The 26,464-nt window shown below is 64.0% G+C and carries 23 protein-coding genes and 2 riboswitches; of the genes, 9 read left to right on the forward strand and 14 right to left on the reverse strand.

Annotated elements, in window-relative coordinates; genetic code table 11:
- The first annotated feature begins 7 nt into the window (after positions 1-7).
- Positions 8-1,084 (forward strand): AI-2E family transporter, encoded by a 1,077-nt coding sequence (locus tag ABDW57_RS16960; RefSeq protein ID WP_343731350.1) that lies wholly within the window; start codon positions 8-10, stop codon positions 1,082-1,084.
- On the opposite strand, the gene urtE is transcribed toward ABDW57_RS16960, so the two are convergent.
- The 6 genes from urtE to ABDW57_RS16990 all read right to left on the reverse strand — a co-directional run bounded on the left by urtE (position 1,062) and on the right by ABDW57_RS16990 (position 7,728).
- Positions 1,062-1,760: an urea ABC transporter ATP-binding subunit UrtE gene (gene urtE, locus ABDW57_RS16965; protein ID WP_343731351.1), complete on the reverse strand. Its 699-nt coding sequence runs from the start codon at positions 1,758-1,760 to the stop codon at positions 1,062-1,064. The two genes, ABDW57_RS16960 and urtE, sit on opposite strands and share 23 nt — an antisense overlap.
- 4 nt (positions 1,761-1,764) lie before the next feature.
- Entirely contained in the window at positions 1,765-2,559 is a 795-nt protein-coding gene (gene urtD / locus ABDW57_RS16970; RefSeq protein ID WP_343731352.1) for an urea ABC transporter ATP-binding protein UrtD, read from the reverse strand.
- The gene (urtC, locus tag ABDW57_RS16975) at positions 2,556-3,629 is read right to left on the reverse strand and encodes an urea ABC transporter permease subunit UrtC (protein ID WP_343731353.1); all 1,074 of its coding nucleotides are present in this window, start codon (positions 3,627-3,629) and stop codon (positions 2,556-2,558) included. The genes urtD and urtC overlap by 4 nt, the downstream gene beginning before the upstream one ends.
- On the reverse strand, positions 3,626-5,197 hold the full coding sequence (gene urtB, locus ABDW57_RS16980) for an urea ABC transporter permease subunit UrtB (protein ID WP_343731354.1): 1,572 nt from the start codon (positions 5,195-5,197) through the stop codon (positions 3,626-3,628). The genes urtC and urtB overlap by 4 nt, the downstream gene beginning before the upstream one ends.
- Positions 5,198-5,336: 139 nt before the next feature.
- Positions 5,337-6,533 carry an urea ABC transporter substrate-binding protein gene (gene urtA, locus ABDW57_RS16985; protein ID WP_343731392.1) on the reverse strand — a complete coding sequence of 399 codons (1,197 nt, stop codon included), beginning with the start codon at positions 6,531-6,533 and terminating at the stop codon, positions 5,337-5,339.
- 82 nt (positions 6,534-6,615) lie between these two features.
- On the reverse strand, positions 6,616-7,728 hold the full coding sequence (locus ABDW57_RS16990; RefSeq protein ID WP_343731355.1) for a porin: 1,113 nt from the start codon (positions 7,726-7,728) through the stop codon (positions 6,616-6,618).
- A 119-nt stretch (positions 7,729-7,847) separates the two neighbouring features.
- Between ABDW57_RS16990 and ABDW57_RS16995 the strand changes: the two genes are divergently transcribed.
- The 3 genes from ABDW57_RS16995 (at position 7,848) to ABDW57_RS17005 (ending at position 9,669) form a co-directional block, all read left to right on the forward strand.
- The gene (locus tag ABDW57_RS16995) at positions 7,848-8,075 is read left to right on the forward strand and encodes a hypothetical protein (RefSeq protein WP_343731356.1); all 228 of its coding nucleotides are present in this window, start codon (positions 7,848-7,850) and stop codon (positions 8,073-8,075) included.
- Positions 8,076-8,148: 73 nt separating this feature from the next.
- Positions 8,149-9,225, forward strand: a complete 1,077-nt coding sequence (locus ABDW57_RS17000) for a DNA topoisomerase IB (RefSeq protein ID WP_343731357.1) — start codon at positions 8,149-8,151, stop codon at positions 9,223-9,225.
- A gap of 30 nt (positions 9,226-9,255) precedes the next feature.
- Positions 9,256-9,669 carry a hypothetical protein gene (locus tag ABDW57_RS17005; protein ID WP_343731358.1) on the forward strand — a complete coding sequence of 138 codons (414 nt, stop codon included), beginning with the start codon at positions 9,256-9,258 and terminating at the stop codon, positions 9,667-9,669.
- A gap of 217 nt (positions 9,670-9,886) precedes the next feature.
- Here ABDW57_RS17005 and def read toward each other — a convergent pair whose 3' ends face one another.
- The 6 genes from def to ABDW57_RS17035 all read right to left on the reverse strand — a co-directional run bounded on the left by def (position 9,887) and on the right by ABDW57_RS17035 (position 19,044).
- The gene (gene def, locus ABDW57_RS17010) at positions 9,887-10,423 is read right to left on the reverse strand and encodes a peptide deformylase (protein WP_343731359.1); all 537 of its coding nucleotides are present in this window, start codon (positions 10,421-10,423) and stop codon (positions 9,887-9,889) included.
- A gap of 3 nt (positions 10,424-10,426) precedes the next feature.
- The gene (galU, locus tag ABDW57_RS17015; RefSeq protein ID WP_343731360.1) at positions 10,427-11,320 is read right to left on the reverse strand and encodes a UTP--glucose-1-phosphate uridylyltransferase GalU; all 894 of its coding nucleotides are present in this window, start codon (positions 11,318-11,320) and stop codon (positions 10,427-10,429) included.
- A 2-nt stretch (positions 11,321-11,322) separates the two neighbouring features.
- The gene (ligA, locus tag ABDW57_RS17020) at positions 11,323-13,659 is read right to left on the reverse strand and encodes an NAD-dependent DNA ligase LigA (protein ID WP_343731361.1); all 2,337 of its coding nucleotides are present in this window, start codon (positions 13,657-13,659) and stop codon (positions 11,323-11,325) included.
- A 12-nt stretch (positions 13,660-13,671) separates the two neighbouring features.
- Complete coding sequence (locus tag ABDW57_RS17025) at positions 13,672-14,820, reverse strand: cell division protein ZipA C-terminal FtsZ-binding domain-containing protein (RefSeq protein ID WP_343731362.1); 1,149 nt, start codon at positions 14,818-14,820, stop codon at positions 13,672-13,674.
- Complete coding sequence (smc, locus tag ABDW57_RS17030; RefSeq protein ID WP_343731363.1) at positions 14,817-18,344, reverse strand: chromosome segregation protein SMC; 3,528 nt, start codon at positions 18,342-18,344, stop codon at positions 14,817-14,819. The genes ABDW57_RS17025 and smc overlap by 4 nt, the downstream gene beginning before the upstream one ends.
- Before the next feature lie 91 nt (positions 18,345-18,435).
- Entirely contained in the window at positions 18,436-19,044 is a 609-nt protein-coding gene (locus ABDW57_RS17035; RefSeq protein WP_343731364.1) for a phosphatase PAP2 family protein, read from the reverse strand.
- A gap of 134 nt (positions 19,045-19,178) precedes the next feature.
- Here ABDW57_RS17035 and ABDW57_RS17040 point away from each other — a divergent pair, with 134 nt between their 5' ends.
- On the forward strand, positions 19,179-19,778 hold the full coding sequence (locus ABDW57_RS17040; protein WP_343731365.1) for a glutathione S-transferase N-terminal domain-containing protein: 600 nt from the start codon (positions 19,179-19,181) through the stop codon (positions 19,776-19,778).
- Here ABDW57_RS17040 and ABDW57_RS17045 read toward each other — a convergent pair whose 3' ends face one another.
- A complete protein-coding gene (locus tag ABDW57_RS17045; RefSeq protein WP_343731366.1) occupies positions 19,779-22,367 on the reverse strand; it encodes a DUF1631 family protein in 2,589 nt (862 codons plus the stop codon).
- Positions 22,368-22,560: 193 nt separating this feature from the next.
- Here ABDW57_RS17045 and ABDW57_RS17050 point away from each other — a divergent pair, with 193 nt between their 5' ends.
- The 3 genes from ABDW57_RS17050 to ABDW57_RS17060 all read left to right on the forward strand — a co-directional run bounded on the left by ABDW57_RS17050 (position 22,561) and on the right by ABDW57_RS17060 (position 24,363).
- A complete protein-coding gene (locus ABDW57_RS17050) occupies positions 22,561-23,670 on the forward strand; it encodes a methyl-accepting chemotaxis protein (protein WP_343731367.1) in 1,110 nt (369 codons plus the stop codon).
- Between the two features lie 63 nt (positions 23,671-23,733).
- Complete coding sequence (locus tag ABDW57_RS17055; protein WP_343731368.1) at positions 23,734-24,033, forward strand: hypothetical protein; 300 nt, start codon at positions 23,734-23,736, stop codon at positions 24,031-24,033.
- A gap of 138 nt (positions 24,034-24,171) precedes the next feature.
- Positions 24,172-24,363: a hypothetical protein gene (locus tag ABDW57_RS17060; protein ID WP_343731369.1), complete on the forward strand. Its 192-nt coding sequence runs from the start codon at positions 24,172-24,174 to the stop codon at positions 24,361-24,363.
- 47 nt (positions 24,364-24,410) lie between these two features.
- On the opposite strand, the gene ABDW57_RS17065 is transcribed toward ABDW57_RS17060, so the two are convergent.
- Entirely contained in the window at positions 24,411-24,968 is a 558-nt protein-coding gene (locus ABDW57_RS17065) for an ATP-dependent Clp protease proteolytic subunit (RefSeq protein ID WP_343731370.1), read from the reverse strand.
- Between the two features lie 121 nt (positions 24,969-25,089).
- Positions 25,090-25,176: riboswitch (glycine riboswitch) on the forward strand.
- Between the two features lie 9 nt (positions 25,177-25,185).
- A riboswitch (glycine riboswitch) is annotated at positions 25,186-25,283 on the forward strand.
- Between the two features lie 44 nt (positions 25,284-25,327).
- Here ABDW57_RS17065 and gcvT point away from each other — a divergent pair.
- Positions 25,328-26,446, forward strand: a complete 1,119-nt coding sequence (gene gcvT, locus ABDW57_RS17070) for a glycine cleavage system aminomethyltransferase GcvT (protein ID WP_343731371.1) — start codon at positions 25,328-25,330, stop codon at positions 26,444-26,446.
- The last annotated feature ends 18 nt before the right edge of the window (positions 26,447-26,464 follow it).

Here is a 26,464-nt window from a genome sequence, read left to right on the forward strand (position 1 = left end):
CGCCATCATGCCCCCCGCCCCTCCGCCTCCCGGCAGCGAACGCAGTTTCCTGCACCGCGTGGTGCTGGCGTATGGCATCGGCATGATGTTCATTCTGGTGCTCGCCGCGCTGTGGTATGGCGCGGAAGTGCTGTTGCTGCTGTTCGCCTGCGCGTTGTTCGCCATCCTGCTGTATGAACTAAGCCGCCGCATGGCACAGCGCCTGCCGATGCGGCGCGGCATCGCCCTGACCATCATCGCCCTGCTGCTGGCAGCCTTGATCGGCGGCGGCGGCTGGGCACTGGCGCCGCAGATCGCCGAGCAGGCGGCGGAATTGGGATCGGTGGTGCCTGACGCCATCGAACGCCTGCGCGCGGCGGTGGCGCAGAACGCCTTCCTGCACAGCATTCTGTCCGACCTGCCCAGCGCCGAACAAATACGCAAGCAGTTGACCGCCATGGTGCCCAATGCCGGCCTGGTATTCAGCGGCGTCTTCGGCGCATTGGGCAATGCCGTCATCATCCTGTGCGTAGGCCTGTACTTCGCCGCCCAGCCCACGCTGTACATCGAAGGCTTCATCAAGCTGATTCCACAACCGCGCCGCGCGCGTGCGCGCGAGGTGCTGGACGCCATTGGCGACACGCTGGCGCGCTGGCTGGTCGGCAAGGTGGTATCAATGATCGTGGTCGGCGTGGCGACGGCTACTGGCCTGTGGGCGCTGGGCGTGCCGCTGGCCATGGTGCTGGGACTGATCGCCGGCCTGCTCGATTTCATTCCCTACATCGGCCCCCTGATGGCTGGCGTGCCGGCGGTGCTGATCGCGTTTTCGCACAGCCCCGAGCTGGGTTTGTACACCGTGCTGCTATTCCTCGGCATCCAGCTGGCGGAAGGTTATCTGCTGTCGCCGCTGATCGAAGCGCGCAGCGTATCGCTGCCGCCGGCGCTGACCATTGCGATGCAGATGCTGTTTGGCGCCTTGTTCGGCCTGGCCGGCATTGCGCTGGCCACGCCGCTGGCGGCCAGCCTGTCGGTGCTGGTCGCCATGCTGTACGTCGAAGACGTGCTGGGCGACAGCGTCGAGGCTAAACCGCCAGATGGCGCTTGACTTCGGGATCGTTCATCGCCGCCTGCGGGCCGGACGCCACCACCTCGCCGCGCGACAGGACCGTGAACTGATCGGCCAGTTCGTGCGCAAAGTCAAAGTACTGCTCGCACAGCAGGATCGCCATGTCGCCGCGCTGGCGCAGCAGGCGGATCACATGGCCGATATCCTTGATGATGGAAGGCTGGATGCCCTCGGTCGGCTCATCGAGGATAATCAGCTTGGGCTCAGCCAGCAGCGCGCGGGCGATGGCCAGTTGCTGCTGCTGGCCGCCGGACAGGTCGCCGCCGCGACGGTGCAGCATCTCCTTCAGCACCGGGAATAGCTCATACACCTCGCCCTTGATGGTGGACGCCTTCTTGCCGCTATGGGTAGCAAGGCCCATCAGCAGATTCTCCTCCACCGTCAGGCGCGCGAAGATCTCGCGGCCCTGCGGCACGTAGGCAATGCCGGCGCGCGCGCGCTGATGCGGCGCCAGCTTGGTGATGTCGCGCCCTTCCAACCTGACGCTGCCCGCCGACACCGGCAGCACACCCATCAGGCACTTGAGCAGCGTGGTCTTGCCGACCCCATTGCGGCCCAGCAGCGCCATGCACTTGCCCTTCTCCAGCTCCAGCGACACGCCACGCAAGGTGTGCGCGGCGCCGTAGTATTGGTTGATTTTTTCTACTTGCAGCATATGGTCAGCGTCCCAGATAAACTTCAATCACCCGATCGTCAGCCTGCACTTCATCCATGCGGCCTTGCGCCAGCACCGAGCCTTCATGCAGCACCGTCACCACGCCCTGCTGCGCGATTTCGGTGACGAAGGCCATGTCGTGCTCCACTACCATGATGGAGTGCTTGCCGCGCAATTCATTCAGCAGTTCCGCCGTGCGCGCCGTTTCGGCGTCCGACATGCCGGCCACCGGTTCGTCCAGCAGAATCAGTTGCGGCTCCTGCATCAGCAGCATGCCGATCTCCAGCCATTGCTTCTGGCCGTGCGACAGCAGCCCGGCCAGGCGCTGTTCGCTGCCGTTCAGGCGGATCAGCTGCAGGATTTCCTCGATCTTGCCGCGCTGTTCGGAGGTCAGCCGCGCGAACAGCGTGGGCCGCACGCGCTTGTCCATCTTCATCGCCAGTTCGAGGTTTTCAAACACCGTATGCTGCTCGAACACCGTCGGCCGCTGGAACTTGCGGCCGATGCCTGCATGCGCAATTTCATGTTCGCTCATGCGGCTCAGGTCCATGGTCTGACCGAAGAACGCGGTGCCGGAAGTCGGCCGTGTCTTGCCGGTGATGACGTCCATCATGGTGGTCTTGCCGGCGCCATTCGGGCCGATAATGCAGCGCAGCTCACCAACCGAGATATCGAGACTCAGCTTGTTCAGCGCGCGGAAGCCGTCAAACACCACACTGATCTCTTCCAGGTACAGGATCGCACCGTGGGTAGTATCCAGCCCTTGCAGCGCAATGCGCCCGTCGTTCATGGCACTCATGCCTGCTCCTTGCGTACCAGTCCAGCGAGGCCGCGCGGCAGATAGCGCGTCACCAGAATGAAGATTAAACCGAGGGCGAACAGCCACAGGTTGGGGAAAGCGCCGGTAAACCAGCTTTTCAGGCCATTCACCGAAAACGCGCCGATCACAGGCCCCAGCAGCGTACCGCGGCCGCCTACCGCCGCCCAGATCACCATTTCAATCGAATTCGCCGGCGACATTTCGGAGGGGTTGATGATGCCCACTTGCGGTACATACAGCGCGCCGGCAATCCCGCACAGCACCGCCGACAGCGTCCAGACAAAGAGCTTGAACCACAGCGGGTTGTAACCGATGAACATCAGGCGCGATTCCGAATCGCGCACCGCTTGCAGCACGCGTCCCAGCTTGGACTTGACGATCCAGCGGCACAGCAGCAGCGCGCCGACCAGCGCCGCCAGCGTCACCAGGTACAGCGTGGCTTTGGTGCCCGGTGCGCTGATCGGGAAGCCGAGAATGCGCTTGAAGTCCGTGAAGCCGTTATTGCCGCCAAAGCCGGTGTTATTGCGGAAGAACAGCAGCATGAAGGCATACGTCATGGCCTGCGTGATGATCGAGAAGTACACGCCCTTGATGCGCGAACGGAAGGCGAAGAAGCCAAACACGAACGCCAGCACGCCCGGCACCAGCACCACCAGCGCCAGCGCAACCCAGAAGCTGTCGGTGCCGCTCCAGTACCACGGGTAGGCTTTCCAGTCGAGGAAAACCATGAAGTCCGGCAGGTCGCTCTGGTACACGCCTTCTCGGCCGATGGAGCGCATCAGGTACATGCCGTGCGCATAGGCGCCCAGCGCGAAGAACACGCCGTGGCCCAGCGACAGGATGCCGGCATAGCCCCACACCATATCCAGCGCCAGCGCGGCCAGCGCGTAACACATGAATTTACCGATCAGGCTCACCATGTAGCTTGGCACATGCAGCGCATGGCCGTCCGCAAAGACGAGATTCAGCAGCGGCAGCGCCGCCAGCAGCACGGTGGCGGCAACGATGCCAGTCCACGCGCGGCGCGAAAACAGGGATGGATGGTTCATTCAGCGCTCCTGCCTTTCATGGCGAACAGGCCTTGCGGACGTTTCTGGATAAAGATGATGATGAAGATCAGGATGGCGATCTTGGCCAGCACGGCGCCGGCAAACGGCTCCAGGAATTTGTTGGCTTCCCCGAGGCCCAGCGCGGCGATCACGGTGCCCGCCAGCTGGCCGACGCCGCCCAGCACCACCACCATGAAGGAATCGACGATGTAGCCCTGGCCGAGGTCCGGCCCCACGTTCCCCAGCTGCGACAGCGCCACGCCGCCCAGGCCGGCGATGCCGGAGCCGAGGCCGAAGGTCATCATGTCGATTTTGGCGCTGGACACGCCCACGCAGCCAGCCATGCGGCGGTTCTGCATCACGGCGCGTACGAACAGGCCAAGACGGGTTTTGTTCAGGATCAGCCACACCCCAGCCACCACCAGCGCAGCAAACACGATGATGGCGATGCGGTTATACGCCAGCACCAGCGAACCAAGCACGGTCACGCCGCCGGACATCCAGGCCGGATTGGCCACTTCCACGTTCTGTGCGCCGAAGATGGTGCGCACGGCCTGCATCAGTATCAGGCTGATGCCCCAGGTGGCCAGCAGGGTTTCCAGTGGACGGCCGTAGAGCCAGCGGATCACCGTGCGTTCCAATGCAATGCCGACGGCGGCGGTGACAATAAAGGCAGCAGGCAGTGCAGCGGCCAGATACCAGTCCAGCGCGTCCGGCGCCCAGCGGCGGAATGCCAGTTGGCAGAGATAGGTGGTGTAGGCGCCGATCATCAGCAGTTCGCCGTGCGCCATGTTGATGATGCCCATCAGGCCGAAGGTGATGGCCAGGCCCAGTGCCGCCAGCAGCAGCACGCTGGCCAGCGAGACGCCGTAGAACACATTGCCGATGAATTCCGTGCGCGCCAGGCGGCTGTCCAGCGCCTGCAGAGTGTGGGCGGCGGCCACGCGCACGCTTTGGTCGGCATCTTCCGCCATCATGGTTTGCAGCGCCGGACGCAGATTGGCGTTGCTGCTGTCCGCCAGCGCTTCCACGGCGGCGCGGCGGATGGCGGCTTGTGGCGATTGCAGGTTGGCGGTGGCAGCGACCAGGCGCAGCATGCCGCGGATTTCGTTGTCGGTCTCCTTGCTCAGGGCTTTTTCGATCAGCGGCGCCTGCGCCAGCGAGGCGCTCTTTTGCAGTTCGGTGACGGCGGCCAGGCGCTGGGCGCGGTCGGGAGAGAACATCTTGAGCGCGGACAGTGCCTCTTCGATGGCGCCGCGCAGGCGGTTGTTGATCATCACGCCGTCAAGACCTTGCGGCAGCGGCCCGGTGGCGCCGGTGGCAGCATCGATTGCCTTGTCGTCGGCAATGATGTATAGCTTGCGGTCTGGCGTGGCGTAGACGTCGCCATTTTGCAGGGCGGTCAGCAGGCGCGTGGCGTCGTCGGTGGCAAGCGCGCCGATTTTGCCGATGGCTTCAACGCGCGCGTCCGGATCGTCGCCGGCCAACGGCGCCAGCACCGCTGGGTCGATCGCCGCCCGCGCAAAGCCTGCGAACAGCAGGCATGCAAGAAGCAGGAGTTTTTTCAAGATACGGTTTCCTTATGTGATGCAACCCGCTCGACATGGATTCCCGCCTGCGCGGGAACGACGGCGGCGGCGGGATGGCCCGCAGCGCGCAAGCACGTCATTCCCGCGAAAGCGGGAATCCATACTGAGGCAATGCCGCTTACAGATTCTGCTTGCCCTCGTTACCCGGAATGTACGGGCTCCATGGGTTGGCGCGTACCGGACCTGGCGTTTTCCACACCACGTTGAACTGGCCATCCGGACGAATCTCGCCGATGAATACCGGCTTGTGCAGGTGGTGGTTGGTTGGATCCATGGTCAGGGTAAAGCCCGACGGCGCCTTGAAGGTCTGGCCGCCCATCGCTGCGATCACCTTGTCGGTATCGGTCGACTTGGCCTTCTCCACCGCCTGCGCCCACATATGAATGCCGACGTAGGTCGCTTCCATCGGATCGTTGGTCACCACCGTGTTCGCGTTCGGCAGCTTCTTGGCGGCGGCATAGGCTTTCCACTTCTTGATGAAGTCCGCGTTCACCGGATTCTTGATCGACTCGAAGTAGTTCCAGGCCGCCAGGTGACCCAGCAACGGCTTGGTGTCCACGCCGCGCAGTTCCTCTTCGCCCACCGAGAACGCCACCACCGGCACGTCGGTCGCCTTCAGGCCGGCGTTGCCCAGTTCTTTATAGAACGGCACGTTGGAGTCGCCGTTGATGGTCGAGATCACCGCCGTCTTGCCACCGGCCGCAAACTTCTTGATGTTGGCGACGATGGTCTGGTAATCCGAATGGCCGAACGGGGTGTAGACCTCGTCGATGTCGCTATCCTTCACGCCCTTGCTCTTCAGGTAGGCGCGCAGGATCTTGTTGGTGGTGCGGGGATATACGTAGTCGGTGCCCAGCAGGACGAAGCGCTTGGCGCCGCCGCCCTCTTTGCTCATCAGGTACTGCACCGCCGGAATGGCTTGCTGGTTAGGCGCGGCGCCGGTATAGAACACGTTCTTTTCCAGTTCTTCGCCTTCGTACTGCACCGGGTAGAACAGCAGCGAATTCAGTTCCTTGAACACCGGCAGCACCGATTTACGCGACACCGAGGTCCAGCAGCCGAAGACCACCGATACCTTGTCCTGCGCGATCAGGCCGCGCGCTTTTTCCGCGAACAGCGGCCAGTTGGAGGCCGGATCCACCACCACCGGCTCCAGCTTCTTGCCCATCACACCGCCCTTGGCGTTGATTTCATCGATGGTCATCAGGGCCACGTCCTTCAGCGACGTTTCCGAGATCGCCATGGTGCCCGACAGCGAGTGCAGGATGCCGACCTTGATGGTGTCCGCCGCGTAGGCCTGGGCGCCGGCGGCCATCAGGGCGGAAGCGGCGGCGATGCGGCTCAGGGTGCCGATAAAGTTACGACGATTTTGCATGAATGAGCTCCGTGGTGGTTAATCAGTATTGAAGTTGCAGGGCGATCGAGAACTTGTCGTTGTCCGCGACGCCGGTCATTTTGGTCTTCGAGTACACGGCGCTGATCTGTGCGTTGTAGCCGTCGATGATGTAGTTGGTGCCGACGTCGAATTGTTTGGTGTCGATGTTGGTGTCGGCCGCGAACTTCTGCCAGCGCACGAACGGCTGGAACTTGCCCCATCCGGCTTTGTCCTCAAAGATGTAGGAAGCGCCGGCCGAATAAGCCTTGCCCTGTTCGGACTTGACGATGTCGTCGGTGTCGTATTTGTACCAGGCCGCTTCCACCGCGAACGCGCCGGCGCCCTTGATGCGCTTCTCCAGCAGGAAGTCGACGTTGTACGAACTGTAGTCGCCTACCTTGCCGACGGTGAGAATGCCGTCCTTCTGCGAGCGGCCGGCCACGCCGATGGCCAGGATGTCGGCGCCGCCGAGGTAATTGCCGGTGCCGTAGTAGCCTGGCTCCGGGTCCCAGAAGTCGTACTGGACGCGGCCAGCGTACATCAGCGCGTCGTCTGCTTTGATGCCGGCGGCCTTGGCCTGGTTCTGCGTCAGCGAGCCGATGCCGAAGGTGTGGCCTTCAAACGCGCCGAAGGAGTAGCCAAGACGGCCGCCGTCGCCGACGTTGCCCCACACGACCACACCATCGTCACGGCCGCGGAAAATGCCGCCGTTGTAGCCGTAGCGCGACGCCACGCCGGCCCAGTAGCCGCCGCCCAGCGAGTAGTAAGGACCGGCCATGTTGGCGCGGTCGGACGGCGACAGCAGGCGGCCGGCCCAGATATTCAGCTCGGGGGAGATGGCGAATTGACCGGCGGCGTCCAGCACGCGGATTTGCTCGCCGTCCCATTCGGTGTTGAACATGCCCTTGATGTTCTTGTTGAGCGAGGCGCCAAAGTACAGGCGCCCGCTGTCGAGGTTAAAGTCGCTGGAGCGGCCGCCGTCCGGCGCGCCGTTTTCCGCGCTGGTGTAGCTCTCGCGCAGGCCAAAGCCGACGCTGACCGACTTGTCCTCGCCAAAATTGACCGTCGCGCCGGCCCAGGCATTGCCCATTGCCGCCGCCACCGCCGTAGCCAACAGCACCTTGTGTACCGCCATCTTGCTCTCCCGTCTGGTTTTGGATGAGACAAGATTAACGAGGCGACAACCTGCTGGACATACGTTGAATGACGTAGTGGTAAAGGTGGCACAATACGCACTTTGCCCGGAGTACCGCCATGACCATCTTTGCCGCCGCCGTTTTCGACGCCACCGTGATTTACGAAGGTAATGAACTTTTCAAGGGCCAGGGCGCTGCCAGGGGCTGGGCCGAAAAGCTCGGCAAGGAGCTGGAGTGCGACATTGGCGTCGAGAAGATCGGCACCGGCTGGGCGCTGACCGGCACCGTCGATGGCCAGCCGTGCAAGTGGAGCATTGTCGGCCAGCGCCTCAAGCGCATGGACTAATCGTGCGCTAGCGCACATCGTCAGTGCGCAGCCCGGCGTAGCATGCATCCTGACCCGATCAGTGAGGATGTCCATGAAACGCGACCTGCACGCCGTGCTGCCCGCCCCCGCTCCCGCGCCTGTCGCCGCCAGGCTGGCTGGCCTGCGTTACGTCCATGACGACCAGCCAGGCATCGCCCGCCAGCTGCGCGGCAAACAGTTCCGCTATCTGGACGCCGACGGCAAGGCCGTTACCGACCAGGAGACGCTGGCACGCATCAAGGCGCTGGTGATTCCGCCGGCGTGGACCGACGTCTGGATCTGCAAGCACCCGCTGGGCCATCTGCAGGCCACCGGCCGCGACGCGCGCGGCCGCAAGCAATACCGCTACCACGCGCGCTGGCGCACCCACCGCGACGAAGCCAAATATGGCCGCATGCTCAGCTTCGGCAAAGCCCTGCCCTCGATCCGCCGCACAGTGGACGCGGCGCTGCGGCTGCCCGGACTGCCGCGCGAGAAGGTGCTGGCCACCATCGTCTACCTGCTGGAAGCGACCTTGATGCGGATCGGGAACGAGGAATACGCGCGTGAGAACAAGTCCTTCGGCTTGACCACGCTGCGCGAGCGCCACGTGCGGCTCAACGGCGGCAAGGTGGAGTTCCGTTTTCGCGGCAAGAGCGGCGTGCATCACGCGGTCGAGGTGCACGACCGCCGCCTGGCCAACATCATCAACCGCATGCGCGACCTGCCGGGCCAGGACCTGTTCCAGTACGAGGACGACGACGGCAACCCGCACGCCATCGGCTCGGCCGACGTCAACGAATACCTGCAAACCATCACCGGCGCCGACTACACCGCCAAGGACTTCCGCACCTGGGCCGGCACCGTGCTGGCGGCGGTGGCGCTGAAAGAATACGAAAAATACGACTCCGAGGCGCAGGCCAAGAAGAACATCGTGCAGGCGATCGAATCGGTCGCCAAAAAGCTCGGCAACACGCCCACCATTTGCCGAAAATGCTACGTCCACCCGGCCGTGATCGAGTCTTACCTCGACGGCACCATGCTCAAAACCCTGCGCCGCCGCGCGCGGCAGGAGCTGCAGGAAGACCTGCACGCCCTGCACCCAGAGGAAGCCGCCGTCCTCGCGCTGTTACAACACCGATTGGAGTAGAATTCAGGTCTGTCGAATACGAGCCAGACCATGTCACCAGCCCTGCCTTTCCCGATCCGCAAAGAGTGCCCGCCCGGCGCTTGCGTGTGCGGGCGCGATGCCTTGCTGGAGGCCTGGGAGCGCGACGGCGCCGACATCCGCGTGCTGCGCCTCACGCGCGAGGAAGAGAAGCGGCTGATCGAGCGCATCGCGGCCATGGAGACTTACGAGGATCTCGGCCGCATCAAGCAGCGCTTGCAGGAGCTGCTCGGCATCCGCCTGACCATCACCCCCAGCGCCCATGGCGTCAGCACGGTCATGGGCCTGTCGATCAAGCTGGTCGAGCAGCCCGGCCTGTGCCGCAAGACGCACGAAGCCCTGCCGGCCGCCGTACGCCGCTGCTTCCGCGAGCATCCCGAAATCGTCTACGCCCTGCTGAACTCCCGCGACCTGCTGGGCAGTTAGCCGGAGTGCGCCAGCGCGGCGCCGGGCATGCTGCCTTCGCGGCTGCTGTCGGGGTAGATGTCGTGGAATTTACTGTAGTCCAGGAGGCGACGATGTGGCCGTACGTCGCTGCAGGGTTCATGCAGGCGAGATGCGTGAGTCCCCAGGGTGGAACTCGCCGCGCACCTGTCCCATGCGCGGACCTATCGGTTGCTGCGGCGCCTGTGGCTTCATGGTGTCAGTCGTCGTCGTTGGGATCGAGACCGGGGAACATCACTTCGGTGAAGCCGAATCTGGAAAAGTCCTTGATGCGCATCGGGTACAGCTTGCCCAGCAGGTGATCCACCTCGTGCTGCACCACGCGCGCGTGGAAACCGTCTACCTCGCGCCTGATCGGCTGGTTGTGCTGGTCCACGCCTTCGTAACGCAGCCGGGTGTAGCGCGGCACGCTGCCGCGCATGCCGGGCACCGACAGGCAGCCTTCGAATGCCTCTTCCATCTCTTCCGACAGTGGCGTCAGCACCGGGTTGATTAATACCGTTTCCGGCACCTGCGGCGCATCCGGATAACGCGGATTGCTCTTGAAGCCGTAGATCACCAGCTGCAGGTTGACGCCGATCTGCGGCGCCGCCAGGCCGGCGCCATTGGCCGCGTGCATGGTGTCGAACATATCGGCAATCAGCGCGCGCATGGCTGGCGTGTCGAACTCGGTCACCGGTTCGGCCACGCGCAGCAGACGCGGATCGCCCATCTTCAGGATTTCGCGGACGGCCATTTATCAGACTCCCGGAATGTCACACTGGATCTGGCGCAGGAACTCGCAGTACTCGCCGCCGGTCTCCGCGTGCTTGAGGCCCATCGCGGTGGTGGCTTTCAGGTAGCCCAGCTTGGAGCCGCAGTCGTAGCGGGTGCCGTCGTAGCGATAGGCCAGCACGCGCTCGTGCTTCATCAGTTCCGCGATGCCGTCGGTCAGCTGGATTTCACCGCCGGCGCCGCTGCCGAGGTTTTCCAGATAGTCGAAGATGCGGCCGGACAGCACATAGCGCCCCACCACCGCCAGCGTGGACGGCGCATCTTCCGGCTGCGGCTTCTCGACGATGCCATGCACCAGTTCCAGCTTGGGCTGGTAGCCGCTGGCGCTGACGATGCCGTACTGGCGCGTGGCCGCGCGCGGCACTTCCTGTACCGCCAGGATGCTGGAACGCTCGTAGCCATACAGGTTGGTCATCTGCGCCAGCACCGGCTTGACGCCTTCGGCGGTGTCCATAAAGTCATCCGCCAGCAGCACGGCAAACGGCTCGTCGCCAATCACCGGACGCGCGCACAGCACCGCATGGCCCAGGCCCAGCGGCTCCGACTGGCGGATGTAGATGCAGTTGACGCTCTTGGGAATCACATTGCGCACCAACTCCAGCAGTTGCTGTTTGTTGGCGGCTTCCAGTTCCGACTCCAGCTCATAGGCCTTGTCGAAATGGTCTTCGATGGCGCGCTTGTTACGGCCGGTGATGAACACCATTTCCGTGATGCCGGCGGCCACCGCCTCTTCCACCGCGTATTGAATCAGTGGCTTGTCGACGATGGGCAGCATCTCTTTCGGCTGCGCCTTGGTCGCAGGCAGAAAACGGCTGCCCAGGCCCGCGACTGGAAAAACTGCTTTTTGAATTTTTGGCATGGTTATTTTTCTTCGAGTAGTGCGAGCAATCCTGCTTCATCCAGGATGGCAACTTCCAGCTCCTGTGCCTTGGCCAGCTTGCTGCCCGCATCCGCGCCAGCGACAAGGTAATGCGTTTTCTTCGACACGGAACCGGAGACCTTGCCGCCCTTCGCTTCAATCAGCGCGGCGGCCTGGTCGCGGCCCATGGTCGGCAAGGTGCCGGTCAGGACGAAGGTCTTGCCGGTCAGATGACCTTCGGCGGCCAGGGCCTCCGGCAATTGCGCCAGCAGGTCTTCACGCAGCAGATGCAGCGCCTTGACCTGTTCGCGGTTGCCCGGCTGGGCCATCCAGTTGTCCAGCGATTCGGCTACCGCCGCCGGCAGGCCGAAGACATTGAACACCTGCAGGTAAGCCAGCGCTTCCAGTGTCACACCTTCTTCGATCAGCTGCTTGCTGCGCGGTTCCGTCAGTTTGGGAATGGCCAGCGCGGCCAGCAGCTTGACCGGGTCGAGCTTCTCGCGCAGCCTGGCGCTGGGCGGGTGCTCGCCGGTGGGCGCCACGCCGGCCGCCAGCAGCGCGTCGATCGCTTCCTGGTTCTTCGGCTCGGCAAAGAAGTCGGCAATCGACTCCGCCACCGTGCCGCCGATATCCGGCAGCACGCGCAACAGCGCGGCCGGCACACGGCGGATCAGCTCAAAGCGGCCCAGCCACTCGGCCAGCGTCTTGGCGGTCGATTCGCCAACGTGGCGGATGCCAAGCGCGAACAGCAGACGTTCCAGCGGCGGATTCTTGCTGGCGGCGATGGCCTCCAGCAGGTTGTCCGCCCACTTGGTGGCGATCTTGCCCTTGACGACCGTGTCCGGCGTGGTGCCGTCGCGTTCATCCGCCAGGCGCTTCATTTCCAGCAGGTCGTCCAGCTTGAGCGCATACAGGTCGGCCACGCGCTGCACCTTGCCCCATTCCACCAGGCTGTCGATGTAACGGTCGCCCAGGCCTTCGATGTCCATCATGCGGCGGCCGGCGAAGTGGCGAATGGCTTCCTTGCGCTGCGCGGAGCAGAACAAGCCGCCGGAGCAGCGGGCTACAGCCTCGCCCTCTTCGCGCACCACGTGCGAGCCGCACACCGGGCAGGTTTTCGGCAGTTCGTAGGCCACCGTCGATTCCGGCCGGCGCTCCAGCACCACGGCCAGCACTTCCGGGATCACGTCGCCAGCGCGGCGCACGATCACGGTGTCGCCTACGCGCACGTCCTTGCGGCGCACTTCGTCTTCGTTGTGCAGCGTGGCGTTGGTGACGTTGACGCCGCCGACAAACACGGAGGCCAGGCGCGCCACCGGCGTGATCGCACCGGTACGGCCAACCTGCACTTCAATCGCCTGCACCACGGTCAGCGCTTCCTCGGCCGGGAATTTGTGCGCCAGCGCGAAACGCGGGGCGCGCGAAACGAAGCCCAGCGTGCGCTGGTCTTCCAGACGATTGGCCTTGTACACCACGCCATCGATTTCGTATGGCATGGTCGGGCGCGCCGCGCCGATCTGTTTGTAGTAACCCATCAAACCATCGTAGCCGCGCACCACCGTGGCTTCCTTGGCCACCGGCAGGCCAAGCTGGCGATACCATTCCAGCAGCGCGGAGTGCGAGGCCGGCATCTCGGCGCCTTCCAGCGCACCAACGCCGTAAGCGAAGAAACTCAGCTTGCGCGACGCGGTGATGCGCGAATCCAGCTGGCGCAGGCTGCCGGCCGCCGCGTTGCGCGGGTTGACGAATTCCTTCTGTCCCAGTTCGCGCTGGCGCGCGTTCATGGCTTCGAAGTCCTTTTTGAACATCAGCACCTCGCCACGCACATCGAGGATGGCCGGCGGATGGTCGGTCTTCAGGCGCAGCGGAAGGCTGCGGATGGTGCGGATATTGGCGGTGACGTCTTCACCGGTATAGCCATCGCCACGGGTGGCTGCCTGCACCAGCAGGCCATCCACGTAGCGCAGGTTGATGGCCAGGCCATCGTACTTCACTTCAGCCGCATATTCGATCAGGGCGGCTGTGTCCAGGCCTTCGCGCACGCGGCGGTCGAAGTTCTCGATATCCTCGTCGGTAAAGCCGTTATTCAGCGACAGCATCGGCACCGTGTGGGTGACCTGCTCAAACTGCGGCAGCGGCGCCGCGCCCACGCGCCTGGTCGGAGAGTCGGGCAGCGCCAGCTCGGGATGCGCTTCTTCCAGCTTTTGCAGCTCGATGAACAGCTTGTCGTACTCCGCGTCCGGGATGGTGGGCGCGTCTTCCACGTGATAGGCGTGCAAATGCCGGTTCAGCTCCGCGCTGAGTTCTGCGATGCGCGTCTTGAAATCTACTTCCGTCATTACAAAGCCTTCTCAGCTGAACAGACGCATCGCGCGGGTGGAGCCGGCCGGAATGTCGGCATCGTTCATCTCGGTGTAAAAGTCCTGTACCTGGCCGGCGATCTCGGTCAGCGCGGCATCGGACAGCGGCTGGTTGTAATCGTCGACAATGGTCGCGTCCAGGCGCGCCACCAGCGATTTGGCGCAAGCCACCATGGCGCCAAAGCCGTCGCGCGCCGGCGCCACGCAGGGCACGTCCAGCAGCAGCGTCAGGCGCGAGGTGGTTTCCTCGGCCGGCGTCACGTTGGTGGACAGCGAGAACAGGAAGCCGCCGTCGCCGTCCGGCATGACGAAACGGCCGTCAGGACGCACGTCGAAGCCCTGCTTCTCCAATGCGCCGATCAGGGTCGTCACCGACCATGGCGCGCCATTGGTTTGCAGGTTGACGCCCAGCTGCGCGTCATGGCCGGCGACGAAGCGGTGCAGGTTGCGCGCCTCGGCCATCACTTCCATCATGTCCGGCACGGCCGGCTCGGCGCCGATTTCGTCGGCCATGGCGCGCAGGCGCGTCACCAGTTCCGAGTATTCCAGTTCATTCAGCGCGGTGCTGCGGCTGGCCAGTTGCACGCCGCCTTGCAGCTCGGTGTAGACGCCGCCGTGGCTGATCGGTTCCCAGTCGCCGCTGACAGCCTTGCCGATAAAATGCACCGGCTTGTTGCCGACCATGCGCAGGGTTTGCAGCACCGGCAGCAGCTTGTCGCCGCGCGCCGGGGCTTCCAGCGCCAGCGGCAGCAGACAATCGATCAGCGGATCGACCAGCGCGGTGGCCTGTTCCGCCGCCGCGGCCGACGCGGCGTTGGCACGTGCGGCCAGTTCATCGTCGCTGGCGGGTTTGCCGGATTCGTCGTCGGTGCTGAATTCCGCCGCCACCGCGTTCAGCGCGGCCGCAGCGGCGGCAGCTTCGCCGCCCGCCAGGCCTGGCGTGGCGCTGTCGAGCGAGAAGCTGGGTTCCTGACGGGCGGCCGGCTCGTCGCCGCTGCGCATCAGCACATCGTCATGGTCGGACGAGAAAGCGCGTTCCACGCTTTTCTTGGCCTTGTATTCCTGGATTTTGTTGTACGTGAAGACGCCGGCGACAAACACGCCGGCGGCTGCGATTAAACTGAGTTGAAGATCTGTCATGCTGCTTGAGCCTCGGAAGCGAAGTTTGCGGCGGATTCCATATCCACCGCCACGATGCGCGATACACCTTGTTCCTGCATCGTCACACCGATCAGTTGATTGGCCATCTCCATCGCAATCTTGTTGTGCGAAATGAAGAGGAATTGGGTCTGGTCAGACATACGCTTGACCATCCGGCAGAATCGCTCGGTATTGGCGTCATCCAGCGGTGCGTCGACTTCGTCGAGCAGGCAGAATGGCGCGGGATTCAGGCGGAACATGGAGAACACCAGCGCGGTGGCGGTCAGCGCTTTTTCACCGCCGGACAGCAGGTGAATGGTGGCGTTCTTCTTGCCCGGCGGCTGGGCCATGACCTGCACGCCGGAATCCAGGATTTCGTCGCCGGTCATCATCAGCTTGGCCTGGCCGCCGCCGAACAGGATCGGGAACAGTTCGGAGAAGTGGCCGTTGACGCGGTCGAAGGTATCCTGCAGCAGATCGCGCGTTTCCTTGTCGATCTTGGTGATGGCGTCTTCCAGCGTGGTGATGGCTTCCTGCAGGTCCGCGTTCTGCGAATCGAGGAAGTTCTTGCGCTCGGAAGCGGTGGCCAGTTCGTCCAGCGCCGCCAGGTTGACCGCGCCCAGCGCGGCAATGGCGTTGGTCAGGCGCGTGACCTCGCCCTGCAGGTAAGAAGCCTTCATTTCCGGATGCAGCTTCTCGGCCAGCGCCGCCTCATCGGCCTGCACTTCCGCCAGCTGCGCGGCGAACTGCTCCTGGTTCAGGCGCGCGGCCTGCTCTTTCAGTTGCAGTTCCATGATCTTGTCACGCTGCGGTTGCAGCGCGCGCTCGGTCGACATGCGGCCTTCCTCGAACATGCGCAGCTGCTGCGCGATCTGATCGAGTTCGTGGCGCGCGTCGGACAGCGCTTTTTCCTGCGCGCTTCGACGGTCCAGCAGCTCCTGCAAGCCTTCGTTGGCCGTGCCCTGCTCCAGGCCTTCCAGCTCCATGCGGCCGGATTCAATGCTCTCGTTGACCTGCGCCACCTGCGCGGCGGCAGTGGCGATATTACGGCGCAGTTCCTCGATCTTGCTGCGCTGGGTCTTTTCCGCGAACTGCACTTCCTGCGCGGCGCGTTCCAGGTCGCGCAGCGCTTCGCGTGCGTCGGCCAGGCGCTGCTCCTTCTGCATAAAGTCGGTCTGGCCGTCTTCGTGCTCGCCTTGCAGGTTGCCGAGTTCCATATCCAGCTGCTCGAACTTCTCTTCCGACTCCAGCTTGATCTGGGTTTGTTCCTCTTCCTGCGCGGCGATTTCGGCCAGGTCGGTTTCGATCTGGGTGCTGCGCTGGTTGAAGCGCGCTTCGATTTCGGACAGTTTGACCACTTCCAGCTGCAGGGTATGGACCGACGATTGCAGACTTTGCAGCCTGGCGCGGTACTCGGTCAGGCGGCGCGTCAGCTCCGACACGGCGGCATCGGCGCGCACCGAACGGGCGCGCGCTTCGTCGGCCAGCATTTGCTGTGCGCGCAGCTGCTTGGTGATGTTGTCGATTTCCTGCTGGCGCCCCAGCATGCCATCCTGCTCGGAGTCGGCGGCGTAGAAACGCACGCTGCCCTGAGTAACCACGTGGCCCTGGCGCGTGATGATGGAACCACCGGCCGGCAGCTTGCCACGGTCGGCAAACGCCTCGGCGGTGTCGTCGGCCACGTAGACGTTGTGCAGCCAGTCCTGCAGCAGACCGCGCAGGCCCGGGTCATTAATCTTCAACAGGTTCAGGAACGGCTTGAGTCCCGGCGCCTCCACCGGCGCCGGCGGCACGGCGGTGGACGGCGCGTACAGCGCCAGCTTGGCTGGTGGCGCGTCGCTGAAGAAGGCCTTGGCCCATTCGATGTTCGACATCTGCAGCGCCGAGGTGCGCTCGCGCAGCACCGACTCCAGCGCCGGCTCCCAGCCCGCTTCGATATTCAGTTTCTGCCACAGGCGCGGCAGCGATTCCAGTTCGTGCTTCTGAAGCCATGGCGTGACCTTGCCCTGCGTTTGCACACGCTCCTGCAGCTGGCGCAGCGCGTTGAGGCGCGCTTCCAGCTGGGCGTTGGCGGCGGTTTCGGCGTTGACCTGCTGCTGCGCCTCCTGGCGCTCCTGTTCCAGCCTGGGCTGCTGTTCCAGCGCCTCTTCCAGCAGGAAGCTCTGCTCTTCCAGCGCCTGCTGTTTTTCTTCCAGCTGCATGCGCAAATTGGCCAGATGCGCGCTGTCCGGCAGGCTCAAACCACTCTTTTCCTGCTGCAGACGCTCGCGCCGCACGGCCAGGCCGTTGAGGATGTTGTTGGCGTTGCGCTGGTGCGCGGATTCCAGTTCCAATTGCTGCTGCGCCTGCATGATGCGGGCACGCGATTCGGTGCTTTTGGTCTGGGCTTCTTTCCACGCCTGTTCCAGCATCGGCAGGGACTCGGCCTTTTGCTCGGCCATCACCTGCGATTCCTCCACCTTGGCGCTCAGTTCTTCCAGCGTGAACTCGGCTTCCTCGATCTGCTCGCCGGCTTCGGTGGCCTGACGCTGCCACTGGTCGCGCTGCGCGGTCAGGGCGGCCAGTTGCGCCTGCAGTCGGCTGCGCGATTCAACCACAAACTTGATCTGCGCTTCCAGACTGCCGATTTCGGCGTTGGTCTGGTACAGCGCGCCCTGCGCCGTGTGCAGACGGTCGCCGGCCGCGAAGTGCGACTGGCGCATTTGCTCCAGCGACAGCTCGACATTGCGCAGCTTGGCGGTCTGCTCTTCCAGATCGTTCTGGGCCTGCTCGACCTCGCGGAAGTATTTTTTCTGCTCGTTCTCGGCTTCCACCTTGCGCAGCAGCCAAAGCAGCTTTTGCTTCTCTTCCTGGTCTGCCTGCAGTTGGTGGAACTTGGTGGCCACGGCGGCCTGGCCCTCCAGCTTTTCCAGATTGGCGTTCAGTTCGCGCAGGATGTCTTCCACCCGCAGCAGATTTTCGCGGGTGTCGTGCAGGCGGTTTTCGGTTTCGCGGCGGCGTTCCTTGTACTTCGAGACGCCGGCAGCTTCTTCAAGGAATACGCGCAGCTCTTCCGGACGCGATTCGATAATCCGCGAGATCATGCCCTGGCCGATAATCGCGTAGGCGCGCGGACCGAGGCCGGTGCCGAGGAAGATGTCCTGGATATCGCGCCGGCGCACCGGCTGGCCGTTGATGTAGTAGGTGGAGGTACCGTCGCGCGTCAGCGTGCGCTTGACGGCGATTTCGGCATACTGGCCCCACTGGCCGGCGGCCTTGCCGGCGTTGTTGTCGAAGACCAGCTCCACCGAGGCGCGCCCGGCCGGCTTGCGGTTGGTCGAACCGTTGAAGATGACGTCCTGCATGGACTCGCCGCGCAGTTCGGACGCCTTGGATTCGCCCAGCACCCAGCGCACCGCGTCGATGATATTCGACTTGCCACAACCGTTGGGACCCACCACGCCAACCAACTGACCCGGTACCTGGAAATTGGTGGGATCAACGAAAGACTTAAATCCCGACAATTTGATGGAGGATAGACGCACGTTGTTATCTGGTGTGTGGGCTGGACAAGTTCACAATAATACCATTTTGCGCATCGAATCAGGCCGGAAAACGTGCAACGTTGCAGCGCCGTCAATCGAAGCGCGACTGCGGCAGGCGCCACATCTCGCGGGTATAGGGCTGGTCGCGGCCAGACAGGTAAAGCGCCGCCCTGGTGATCCACAGTTCGGTCGGAATCGGCTCGACGCGCGGCGCCACCAGCACAATGGGCAGGCACAGCATCACCAGAATGCGGCTCAAGGCCAGGTGATTTTCGCTGCTGGCGTACCAGATAAAGGCGCCGGCCACGGCCAGGCCCAGCAGACAGCCGGTCAGCGCTTCCGACGGCGGGTGGGCGCGGACATACACGCGCGAGATGGCGATCAGCACCGCCAGCAGCACGCCCAGGGCGGCACCCACATGGCGCGCCGGGAACGGCATGGAGCGCGTCGCCAGATAGCCGGCGACCGGGAACACGGCGGCGGCGCGCATGGCGTGTCCGCTGAAACCGGCAAATTCCAGCGATGGCACGCCTACGCCCCAGCCAATGAACGCCATTTTGGTCATGACGACCAGCGCCATGCCGGCGCCAAACAGCGCCAGCCAGATGGCCGTCAGGCGCCAGGATTTGCCGGCCAGCAGCCACACCACGATGGCCACCCCGATCGGACCGGTCACCGCCATGCTGCCGATTACACTCAACCAATGCCACCACATCATCATTTTCCCGCCGGCTCCTTGTATTCCGCACTGCAGCAAGCATTAAAACACATGCCGGCGGATTCGGGCGGACTTTTTCCTTAATGCAACATTAAGGATTATGGCATACTGGCAAGATGCTGAAAATCCTCGGAATATCGACCTCGATTAATGTGCGCAAGGTGCTGTGGACGTGCGCGGAAATCGGCCTGCCCTACGAGCTGGAGCAGCAAGGCGGCGGCCATCTGGCGCTCAATCCCAATGGGCTGGTGCCGGTCATCATCGATGACGGGCAGGCGCTATGGGAGTCCAACACCATCTGCCGCTACCTGGCCGGCAAGTACGGGCGCGCGGATCTGCTGCCGGTGGCGCCAATGGCGCGGGCGCAGGTGGAAAAATGGATGGACTGGCAGGCCACCGAACTGAACACCGCCTGGCGCTACGCCTTCATGGGCCTGGTGCGCGGCAGCCCGGCGCACGCCGACCCGCAGGCCATTGCCGCAAGCGCGGCCGAATGGAACCGCCTGATGACGCTGCTGGACGCCCAGCTCGCCGCGACCGGCGCTTACGTGGCGGGCGACCAGCTCACCCTGGCCGACATCGTGCTGGGCCTGTCGCACAACCGCTGGCAATCGACACCCATCGCACGCCCGACGCTACCAGCGCTGCAAGCGTGGGCCGGCCGCCTGTCCACCCACCCCGCCTACCGTCTGCACGGCGCCAACGGCGTGCCGTGATCAGCCGACGGCGGCCGGGGCGGTGATGGCGGGATCGTTGTCGGCGCTGCGGGACAGGGCTTCGCTGAGGGCGACCGTGACCACGCCTTCGGCGCGCACCACTTCGGCGCTGCCGTCGCGGAAGCGCCTGGCCAGCTCGTCGCCCGACATGGAGAAGGCTTCCTGCCGCGCGGCGGTCGAGAAGATGTAGAGCGTGCGGCGCGGGCTGATCCAGGCCAGCTTGACCTTGCGGCCCTTGCCCTCCTCGTCCGTGAATTCCAGCCACATGCCGCGCGTCAGGCTGTCGACTTCGATGATGGCGTCTTCCTCGTGTTCGTCCGGCGGCGCCTGTTGGGCGCGGGCTTTTTCTTCGGCTTCGGCCTTGGCTTGCAGTTGCAGCCGGCGCTCGGCCGCCTGTTGAGCAACCTGCATCGAGATTTCCAGCTGGCGCTCCGGCGACATTTCCAGCGGCGCTCGCACGATCGAGGCGTGGCACTCGGCCAGCTCGGCAAAGAACTGCAGACGGTCGGCATCCTGCCACTTGATGACGTCCAGCCATTTGTTCAGGGTGGACAGCAGGCCAGGCAGCCTGGCGATCAGCTGCTTGCGCTCTTCCGGCCTGACCTTGGGACGCACGCTCCAGATCAGGTCGTCCATGGTCCTGGTGGCGTTGTTGACGGCACCGGGCTTTTCATCTTCGATGCTATAGGCAATGGTCAGCACCGAAACCCAGCGCTGCTCCAGGAACGCTTCCACCACGGCGATGACTTCGCCAGTGCCGATGCGCAAGGCCACCGAGTTTTTGGCCAGTTTCTGCGATTCGGCCATCTTTTCCTGCTTGAGCGCAGCGGCGATGGGGGCGGCAATGGCGGCGGCGGCCGCTTTTTCTTCGGCCAGGATGGAGGCTTCCAGCTCGTTGACCGCCTCGGTAAAGACCGACAATTCCTGCTCGTAATCGCGGCCGACGCGGTCGACGCTGCGCTGCATGGCCTGGAACAGCGGATCGTCCGGCCCTTTGCGCTGCTCCCAGCCCATGCGCGACAGCAGTTCCAGCAGACGACGCGCCGGGTGCGCCTCCTGGAAGAAGAAGTTCTTGTCGACCAGCGCGGCTTTCAGGACCGGGATTTGCAGGAACCGGATCAGTTCGCGGATTTCCGGCGAAATGCTTGGGTCGCGGAAGACCGTGTCAAACACGGCGGACAACAGGTCGATGGTGGACTCGTCCGCGCGCGACAGGCTGCCTTGCGGCACGCTTTGCTTGAGGTTGGGCAGGTAAAAGACGTTGGCCGCCGCCGGCTCGCCAGACGGCGCCGGCGGCAAGGTCTTTTGCAGCTGCGCCAGATAGGACAGCAAAGGCTGCTTGACGCCGATTTGCGCGGCCAACTGGGCTTCTTCATTGGTCATGGCGCCGACGTGGAAGCCTTGCGCCGGGCCTTGCACCCACGCACCGCCCGCCGCCACGCCGCCCGGATGGGTGCCAGCCACGAAGCCTGCGGCCGGTACCACCCCAGCCGCCGCCGCGCCGGCGACAAAGCCGCCAGCCTGCGCCAGGCCGCCCCCAGCGGCGCCGGCACCAAAGCCGGATGCAACACCGCCGATCGCCCCGGAGACCGCTGCGCCCGCAGCCGCAGCGCCAGCGATCGCTCCCGGCACGGCGCCGCTCATGCCCGCCATCGCCGCCGCGCCAACCGCACGCGCGCGGTCCGCATTTGGCACCCAGGTGCTGCCGGAGGACAGCGCGGCGGCCGGCAGATCTGGAATCGTCAAATCCACACCTTGCAGCATGCCGCTGGCGATGCCGTCGACAATTTGCCCAGCCGCCGATCCCGCCACATCGCTGGACGCAAAGAACTGCCGCAACTGCTGCGCCAGCGCCGCCTGATTGGTGCGCGCCTTGCCTGCCGCACCATCCTTGCCGGCGTCCGTGCGGCGCCGCTTGTAGCCATCCACCGAGCCCGGCAGCACACCCTTGCTTTGCAAGGCCAGGCTCAAGGCCTCCAGCATCGGTCCCATCTCGATAAACATGCCAGGCTTGAGCAGCGGCTGCAGCAGTGCTGCCGACGCCTCCTCCGGATCAAACTCGGCCCACGCCTGCTGCAGGGCCACCAGAAAAACCTCGGGCCGGAACGGATTCTGATTCACCCGCAGGATGTCACGGTCCAGCAAAAAAGCCAGCCGCACATTCAGGGTCTGCAACTGATCCGCGCACAAGGTCTCAAACGGCTTGCTGACGCCGCTCAACGCCACTTTGTTATCCATCTCCTCGAACGGCACCAGCGACAGGGACAGGCTAGCCTCGCGCGCAGCCGGCCTGGCGGCGGGCGCCAGCTCGGCAATCTCGCGCCGCAGGGCTTGCTCCAGCGTGCTGGTGGCCAGATGCAGGAAGGCGAAATTGCGATTGCGCAGTTGGTTGCCCGCGCGCAGGCGCTGCTGGATCTGGCGCGCATCGCCATCGGTGGCATCGATCAAGGCCCCGGCCAGTTTATTGGCCAGATCCAGATACTGATCGCCCGCCTGTTTGACGGCAATGCCGATCAACTCCTCCAGCAAGGCATGCCGCGGCGACACCGGCTTCTTCGGCGTGGCGGATGTGGTGGAAGTTGCAATCATGGGCGGACCTGCGCAGTGAAGTCATCTCTATCCGTATTGTTGCACGGCATTTCCACAAAGCAATACCATGAAACCAAGAATATGCAATATTTCGCGTATTTTGCTGAGATTCAGCAACTTTGACACGGCGCAAATGACAAGGTTGAGGTTTCCTTAAGATAAAAAACTCACGCTCCCGCCTTCAAGGAATCCCATGAAAATCCTGCACAACCTGGAAACCGCCAGCAAACTGCTGGCCGCCTTTGCTCTCGTGCTCGGCCTGACTGCGCTGCTGGGGCTGAACGCCCTGTCGCGCATGCATGCCATCAGCGAAGTGACCTCTGAATTGTCCGGCAAATGGCTGCCGCAGGCCAGCGCCATCCTGGCGTCCCGCAACGACACGCCGGCCGGCGAGGAAATCGAACGGCTCAAGGCGCTGAACCTGCAGATGAGCAAGCTGCTGGTCAGCGCCATGCAGGCCAACCAGGAAGCGGCGCAGCAGACGGAGCAACTATACAGCGGCGCCCAGGTCATGACCTACAGCCTGCTGGCCATGCTGGTCTGTGGCGGCGCGCTGCTGGCCCTGTGGTTGGCCCGTTCGGTCGGCGCGCCCCTGCAGCAGGCCATGCTGATGGCCGAGCGCATCGCCGGCGGCGACCTCAGCACGCGCATCCCGCCGCAGCCGAAAAATCAAACCGGCAAGCTGCTGCGGGCCATGCAGCACATGAATGACAGTCTGCTGAGCATCGTGGCGCAGGTGCAAAACGGCGCGCGCGCCATCGGCGGCGCGGCGGCGGAGATAGCCGAGGGCAACCAGGATTTATCCGGACGCACCGAGCAACAAGCCTCGGCGCTGGAGCAAACCGCTTCCTCCATGGAACAACTCACCGTGACCGTGCGCCAGAATGCCGAGCACGCCGTCGAGGCCAACAAGCTGGCCTTGTCGGCCTCCGCCGTCGCTGTGCGCGGCGGCAACGACGTGGCGCAGGTGGTCGGCACCATGGCCTCCATCAACGACAGCTCCAGGAAGATTGCCGAAATCATCGGCGTGATCGACGGCATTGCGTTCCAGACCAATATCCTGGCGCTCAACGCGGCGGTGGAAGCCGCCCGCGCCGGCGAGCAGGGACGCGGCTTTGCCGTGGTCGCCTCCGAAGTGCGCAGCCTGGCCCAGCGCAGCGCGGCGGCGGCCAAGGAAATCAAGGAGTTGATCGATGATTCGGTCGACAAAGTGGCGCGCGGCACGCAACTGGCGGATCAGGCGCGCAAGACCATGGACGAAGTGGTGGGCAGCGTGCAACAGGTGACCGGCCTGATCGGCTAGATTGCCGATGCCAGCGCCGAACAGACGGCCGGGCTGGAGCAAGTGAATCAGGCGATCTCCTCAATGGACCAGGCCACCCAGCAGAACGCGGCGCTGGTGCAGCAGGCAGCAGCGGCGGCCGACGCCATGCGCGGCGAGACCGACAAGCTGAACGCGGCCGTCAGCGTGTTCGCGGCCGGGGCGCCGGGCCGCGCGGCCGCCAGCGCAGATGCCGGCGGCCGGGACGGTTCCCGCAGCGGCGGCAAGGACGACGACCGTGGGGGCGGCAAGCCGGCCCGCTCGCAGCCGCCCGCACGCATGCCGCCTGCCCTGCCGCGGCCGGCGCGCGCTGAGCGCAAGGAAGTGGAATGGGAAGAGTTTTAAGCGGCGCCCGGCAAGCCATGCTCCTACACGCCAGCTGGCGGAACTCCGATAGCGATCACCCGGCTGACAACGCATCATTGCCCCACCAGAAACGCAACAGCGCCTCTGGCATTCTTTCACTTTCGTAAAGGAATCAAAATGAGTACGAACCAAAAAGGTGGCAGCAGCAAGCAAGGCTCCAATCAAGGCAGCAGCAAGCAGTCGGGCAGCCAAGGCTCGTCCAGCGGCTCGCGCGGTAGCGGCACCCAAGGCGGCACCCACGAGCAGCACGTTGAAGCCGGCCGTCAAAGCCACAAAAACGACGGCAACAAGAAGTCCGGCAACCGCTAAGCACAAGGCAGCGGAAAATGCGGCGCCGCGTGCGCCGCATTGCTGTTTCAGATATTGGTCACACGCTGGCCGCCTGGCGGCACAAAATCCTCCACACCGTTGACCAACCCCACCTTCAACGCTTCGCTGGCCGTCAGGTGCAGGTCGGAATATTCGTGCGTGCGCCAGTGGTCTTCGGTCAGCTGCACGTGATTGCGCAGGATTTGCTCGGTGCGGGCGTCGTCGGCCTGCAGGCCTTCGACGATGATGCGCAGCGCGTCCGGACGGGCGCCATGCGGCGCGCTGGCGTGCGACTTGTGCACCATGAAGCGCGCGGTGTCGCTGGCATAGCGCTCGCTGCCGGCCAGGTACAGCACCACCGCAATCGACGCCACCGCGCCGGCGTTGTAGGTGACGATCTTGATCGGCAGCTTGCTCAGATAGTTGTACAGGCAGATGCCATCGCTGACGTAGCCGCCGTTGGACTGGATCAGGATGTGGGCGGTGGTGATGCGGTCTTCGGTCATGTCGGCAACCGCGTCGAACACGCGGCGCACCATGTCGCTATTGACGTCACCGGACAGCGTGAACCATGCATGTCCGTCGTAGTTTTGATCTTGGCTCATCGGTGGGCTCTCGAAATAGTGTGATTTATTCTAGCAAATTGTTGCTTCGGCAGCTTTTCGCTTCCCCATTCGTGCGCAGGCCGGCAAGATTGACATTCAGGCCCTTCTGGCATATATTCCCGAGTCTTGATCGGGAGAGGGCAAACCAGCGTTGCCGCCGAAGGGGCACTACCCAAAAACTCTCAGGCAAAAGGACCGGTCAAGGGGCCTGGAATACGGCTCAAACTCTGGAGAGAGATTGCAGCGGCAATCCACCGAAGGGGCGTGCGGAAGTCTTTCCGCTATCTCTCAGGTACCAAGGACAGAGGGGTTTTGGAATCTTTGCTATTCCCGTTAACCTCTTTCGTTTGGACCGTACCATGACGCTCAAAGCCACCCCCCTCAATAACGCACACCGCGCAGCCGGCGCCCGCATGGTCGATTTCGGCGGCTGGGACATGCCGGTCAACTACGGTTCGCAAATCGAAGAGCACAACGCCGTGCGCACCGACGTCGGCATGTTCGACGTCGCCCACATGTGCGTGGTCGACATCAAGGGCGACCAGGTACGCGCCTTCCTGCGCGGCCTGCTGGCCAACAACGTCGACAAGCTGCAAGTGTCGGGCAAGGCGCTCTATTCCTGCATGCTCAATCCAGAGGGCACCGTCATCGACGACCTGATCGTCTACTTCATCAACGAAAGCTGGTTCCGCCTGGTGGTCAACGCCGGCACCGCCGAGAAGGACGTGGCTTGGATGCAGCAGCAGAACAACGCCACCGGCGCGGGCCTGACCATCACCCAGCGCCGCGATGGCGCCAACGCCATGGCGCTGATCGCCGTGCAAGGCCCGAACGCCCGCGCCAAGGTGTGGGAAGTGATTCCGGAATCGAAGCAAGCCACCGCTGACATGAAACCGTTCAACCTGGCCTTCGCGCAGAGCGCCTTCGGCGAGGCGATGATCGCCCGCACCGGCTACACCGGCGAAGATGGCTTTGAAATCGGCGTCGCTGCCGAGCAGGCCGAAAAGCTGTGGAACGCACTGGCCGCCGCCGGCGTCAAGCCAGCGGGCCTGGGCGCGCGCGACACCCTGCGCCTGGAAGCCGGCATGAACCTGTACGGCCAGGACATGGACGAAACCGTAAACCCGCTGGACGCCGGCCTGGCATGGACCATCGACCTGGCCGCCGAGCGTGACTTCATCGGCAAGGCCGCGCTGCAGGCCAAGGGCCAGAACGCCCAATTCGTTGGCCTGATCCTGCGTGAAAAAGGCGGCGTGCTGCGCGCGCACCAGAAAGTCATCGTGGCCAGCACCGACGCCACCGGCGAAATCACCAGCGGCACCTTCAGCCCGACCATGCAGCAGGCGATCGCGCTGGCGCGCGTGCCGATGGGCGTGAATGTCGGCGACACCGTGCACGTGGAAATCCGCGACAAGAAACTGGCCGCATCTGTGGTTAAATTGCCGTTCGTCCGCAACGGCAAAATCCTGGCCGTTTAAATTTAGATACCCTCACCC

It is taken from the genome of Duganella sp. (assembly GCF_039595735.1).
Taxonomy (GTDB): Bacteria; Pseudomonadota; Gammaproteobacteria; order Burkholderiales; family Burkholderiaceae_D; genus Rugamonas.

Excerpts from the sequence above, each read along its gene's own strand:
- ABDW57_RS16960 (WP_343731350.1), top strand. The coding sequence starts at position 8 with ATGCCCCCCGCCCCTCCGCCTCCCGGCAGCGAACGCAGTTTCCTGCAC.
- urtE (WP_343731351.1), bottom strand. The coding sequence starts at position 1,760 with ATGCTGCAAGTAGAAAAAATCAACCAATACTACGGCGCCGCGCACACC.
- urtD (WP_343731352.1), bottom strand. The coding sequence starts at position 2,559 with ATGAGTGCCATGAACGACGGGCGCATTGCGCTGCAAGGGCTGGATACT.
- urtC (WP_343731353.1), bottom strand. The coding sequence starts at position 3,629 with ATGAACCATCCATCCCTGTTTTCGCGCCGCGCGTGGACTGGCATCGTT.
- urtA (WP_343731392.1), bottom strand. The coding sequence starts at position 6,533 with ATGGCCGCCGGCGCCCAGGCCTACGCGGCGGACACCATCAAGGTCGGC.
- ABDW57_RS16990 (WP_343731355.1), bottom strand. The coding sequence starts at position 7,728 with ATGGCGGTACACAAGGTGCTGTTGGCTACGGCGGTGGCGGCGGCAATG.
- ABDW57_RS16995 (WP_343731356.1), top strand. The coding sequence starts at position 7,848 with ATGACCATCTTTGCCGCCGCCGTTTTCGACGCCACCGTGATTTACGAA.
- ABDW57_RS17000 (WP_343731357.1), top strand. The coding sequence starts at position 8,149 with ATGAAACGCGACCTGCACGCCGTGCTGCCCGCCCCCGCTCCCGCGCCT.
- ABDW57_RS17005 (WP_343731358.1), top strand. The coding sequence starts at position 9,256 with ATGTCACCAGCCCTGCCTTTCCCGATCCGCAAAGAGTGCCCGCCCGGC.
- def (WP_343731359.1), bottom strand. The coding sequence starts at position 10,423 with ATGGCCGTCCGCGAAATCCTGAAGATGGGCGATCCGCGTCTGCTGCGC.
- galU (WP_343731360.1), bottom strand. The coding sequence starts at position 11,320 with ATGCCAAAAATTCAAAAAGCAGTTTTTCCAGTCGCGGGCCTGGGCAGC.
- ligA (WP_343731361.1), bottom strand. The coding sequence starts at position 13,659 with ATGACGGAAGTAGATTTCAAGACGCGCATCGCAGAACTCAGCGCGGAG.
- ABDW57_RS17025 (WP_343731362.1), bottom strand. The coding sequence starts at position 14,820 with ATGACAGATCTTCAACTCAGTTTAATCGCAGCCGCCGGCGTGTTTGTC.
- ABDW57_RS17040 (WP_343731365.1), top strand. The coding sequence starts at position 19,179 with ATGCTGAAAATCCTCGGAATATCGACCTCGATTAATGTGCGCAAGGTG.
- ABDW57_RS17045 (WP_343731366.1), bottom strand. The coding sequence starts at position 22,367 with ATGATTGCAACTTCCACCACATCCGCCACGCCGAAGAAGCCGGTGTCG.
- ABDW57_RS17050 (WP_343731367.1), top strand. The coding sequence starts at position 22,561 with ATGAAAATCCTGCACAACCTGGAAACCGCCAGCAAACTGCTGGCCGCC.
- ABDW57_RS17055 (WP_343731368.1), top strand. The coding sequence starts at position 23,734 with ATGGACCAGGCCACCCAGCAGAACGCGGCGCTGGTGCAGCAGGCAGCA.
- ABDW57_RS17060 (WP_343731369.1), top strand. The coding sequence starts at position 24,172 with ATGAGTACGAACCAAAAAGGTGGCAGCAGCAAGCAAGGCTCCAATCAA.
- ABDW57_RS17065 (WP_343731370.1), bottom strand. The coding sequence starts at position 24,968 with ATGAGCCAAGATCAAAACTACGACGGACATGCATGGTTCACGCTGTCC.
- gcvT (WP_343731371.1), top strand. The coding sequence starts at position 25,328 with ATGACGCTCAAAGCCACCCCCCTCAATAACGCACACCGCGCAGCCGGC.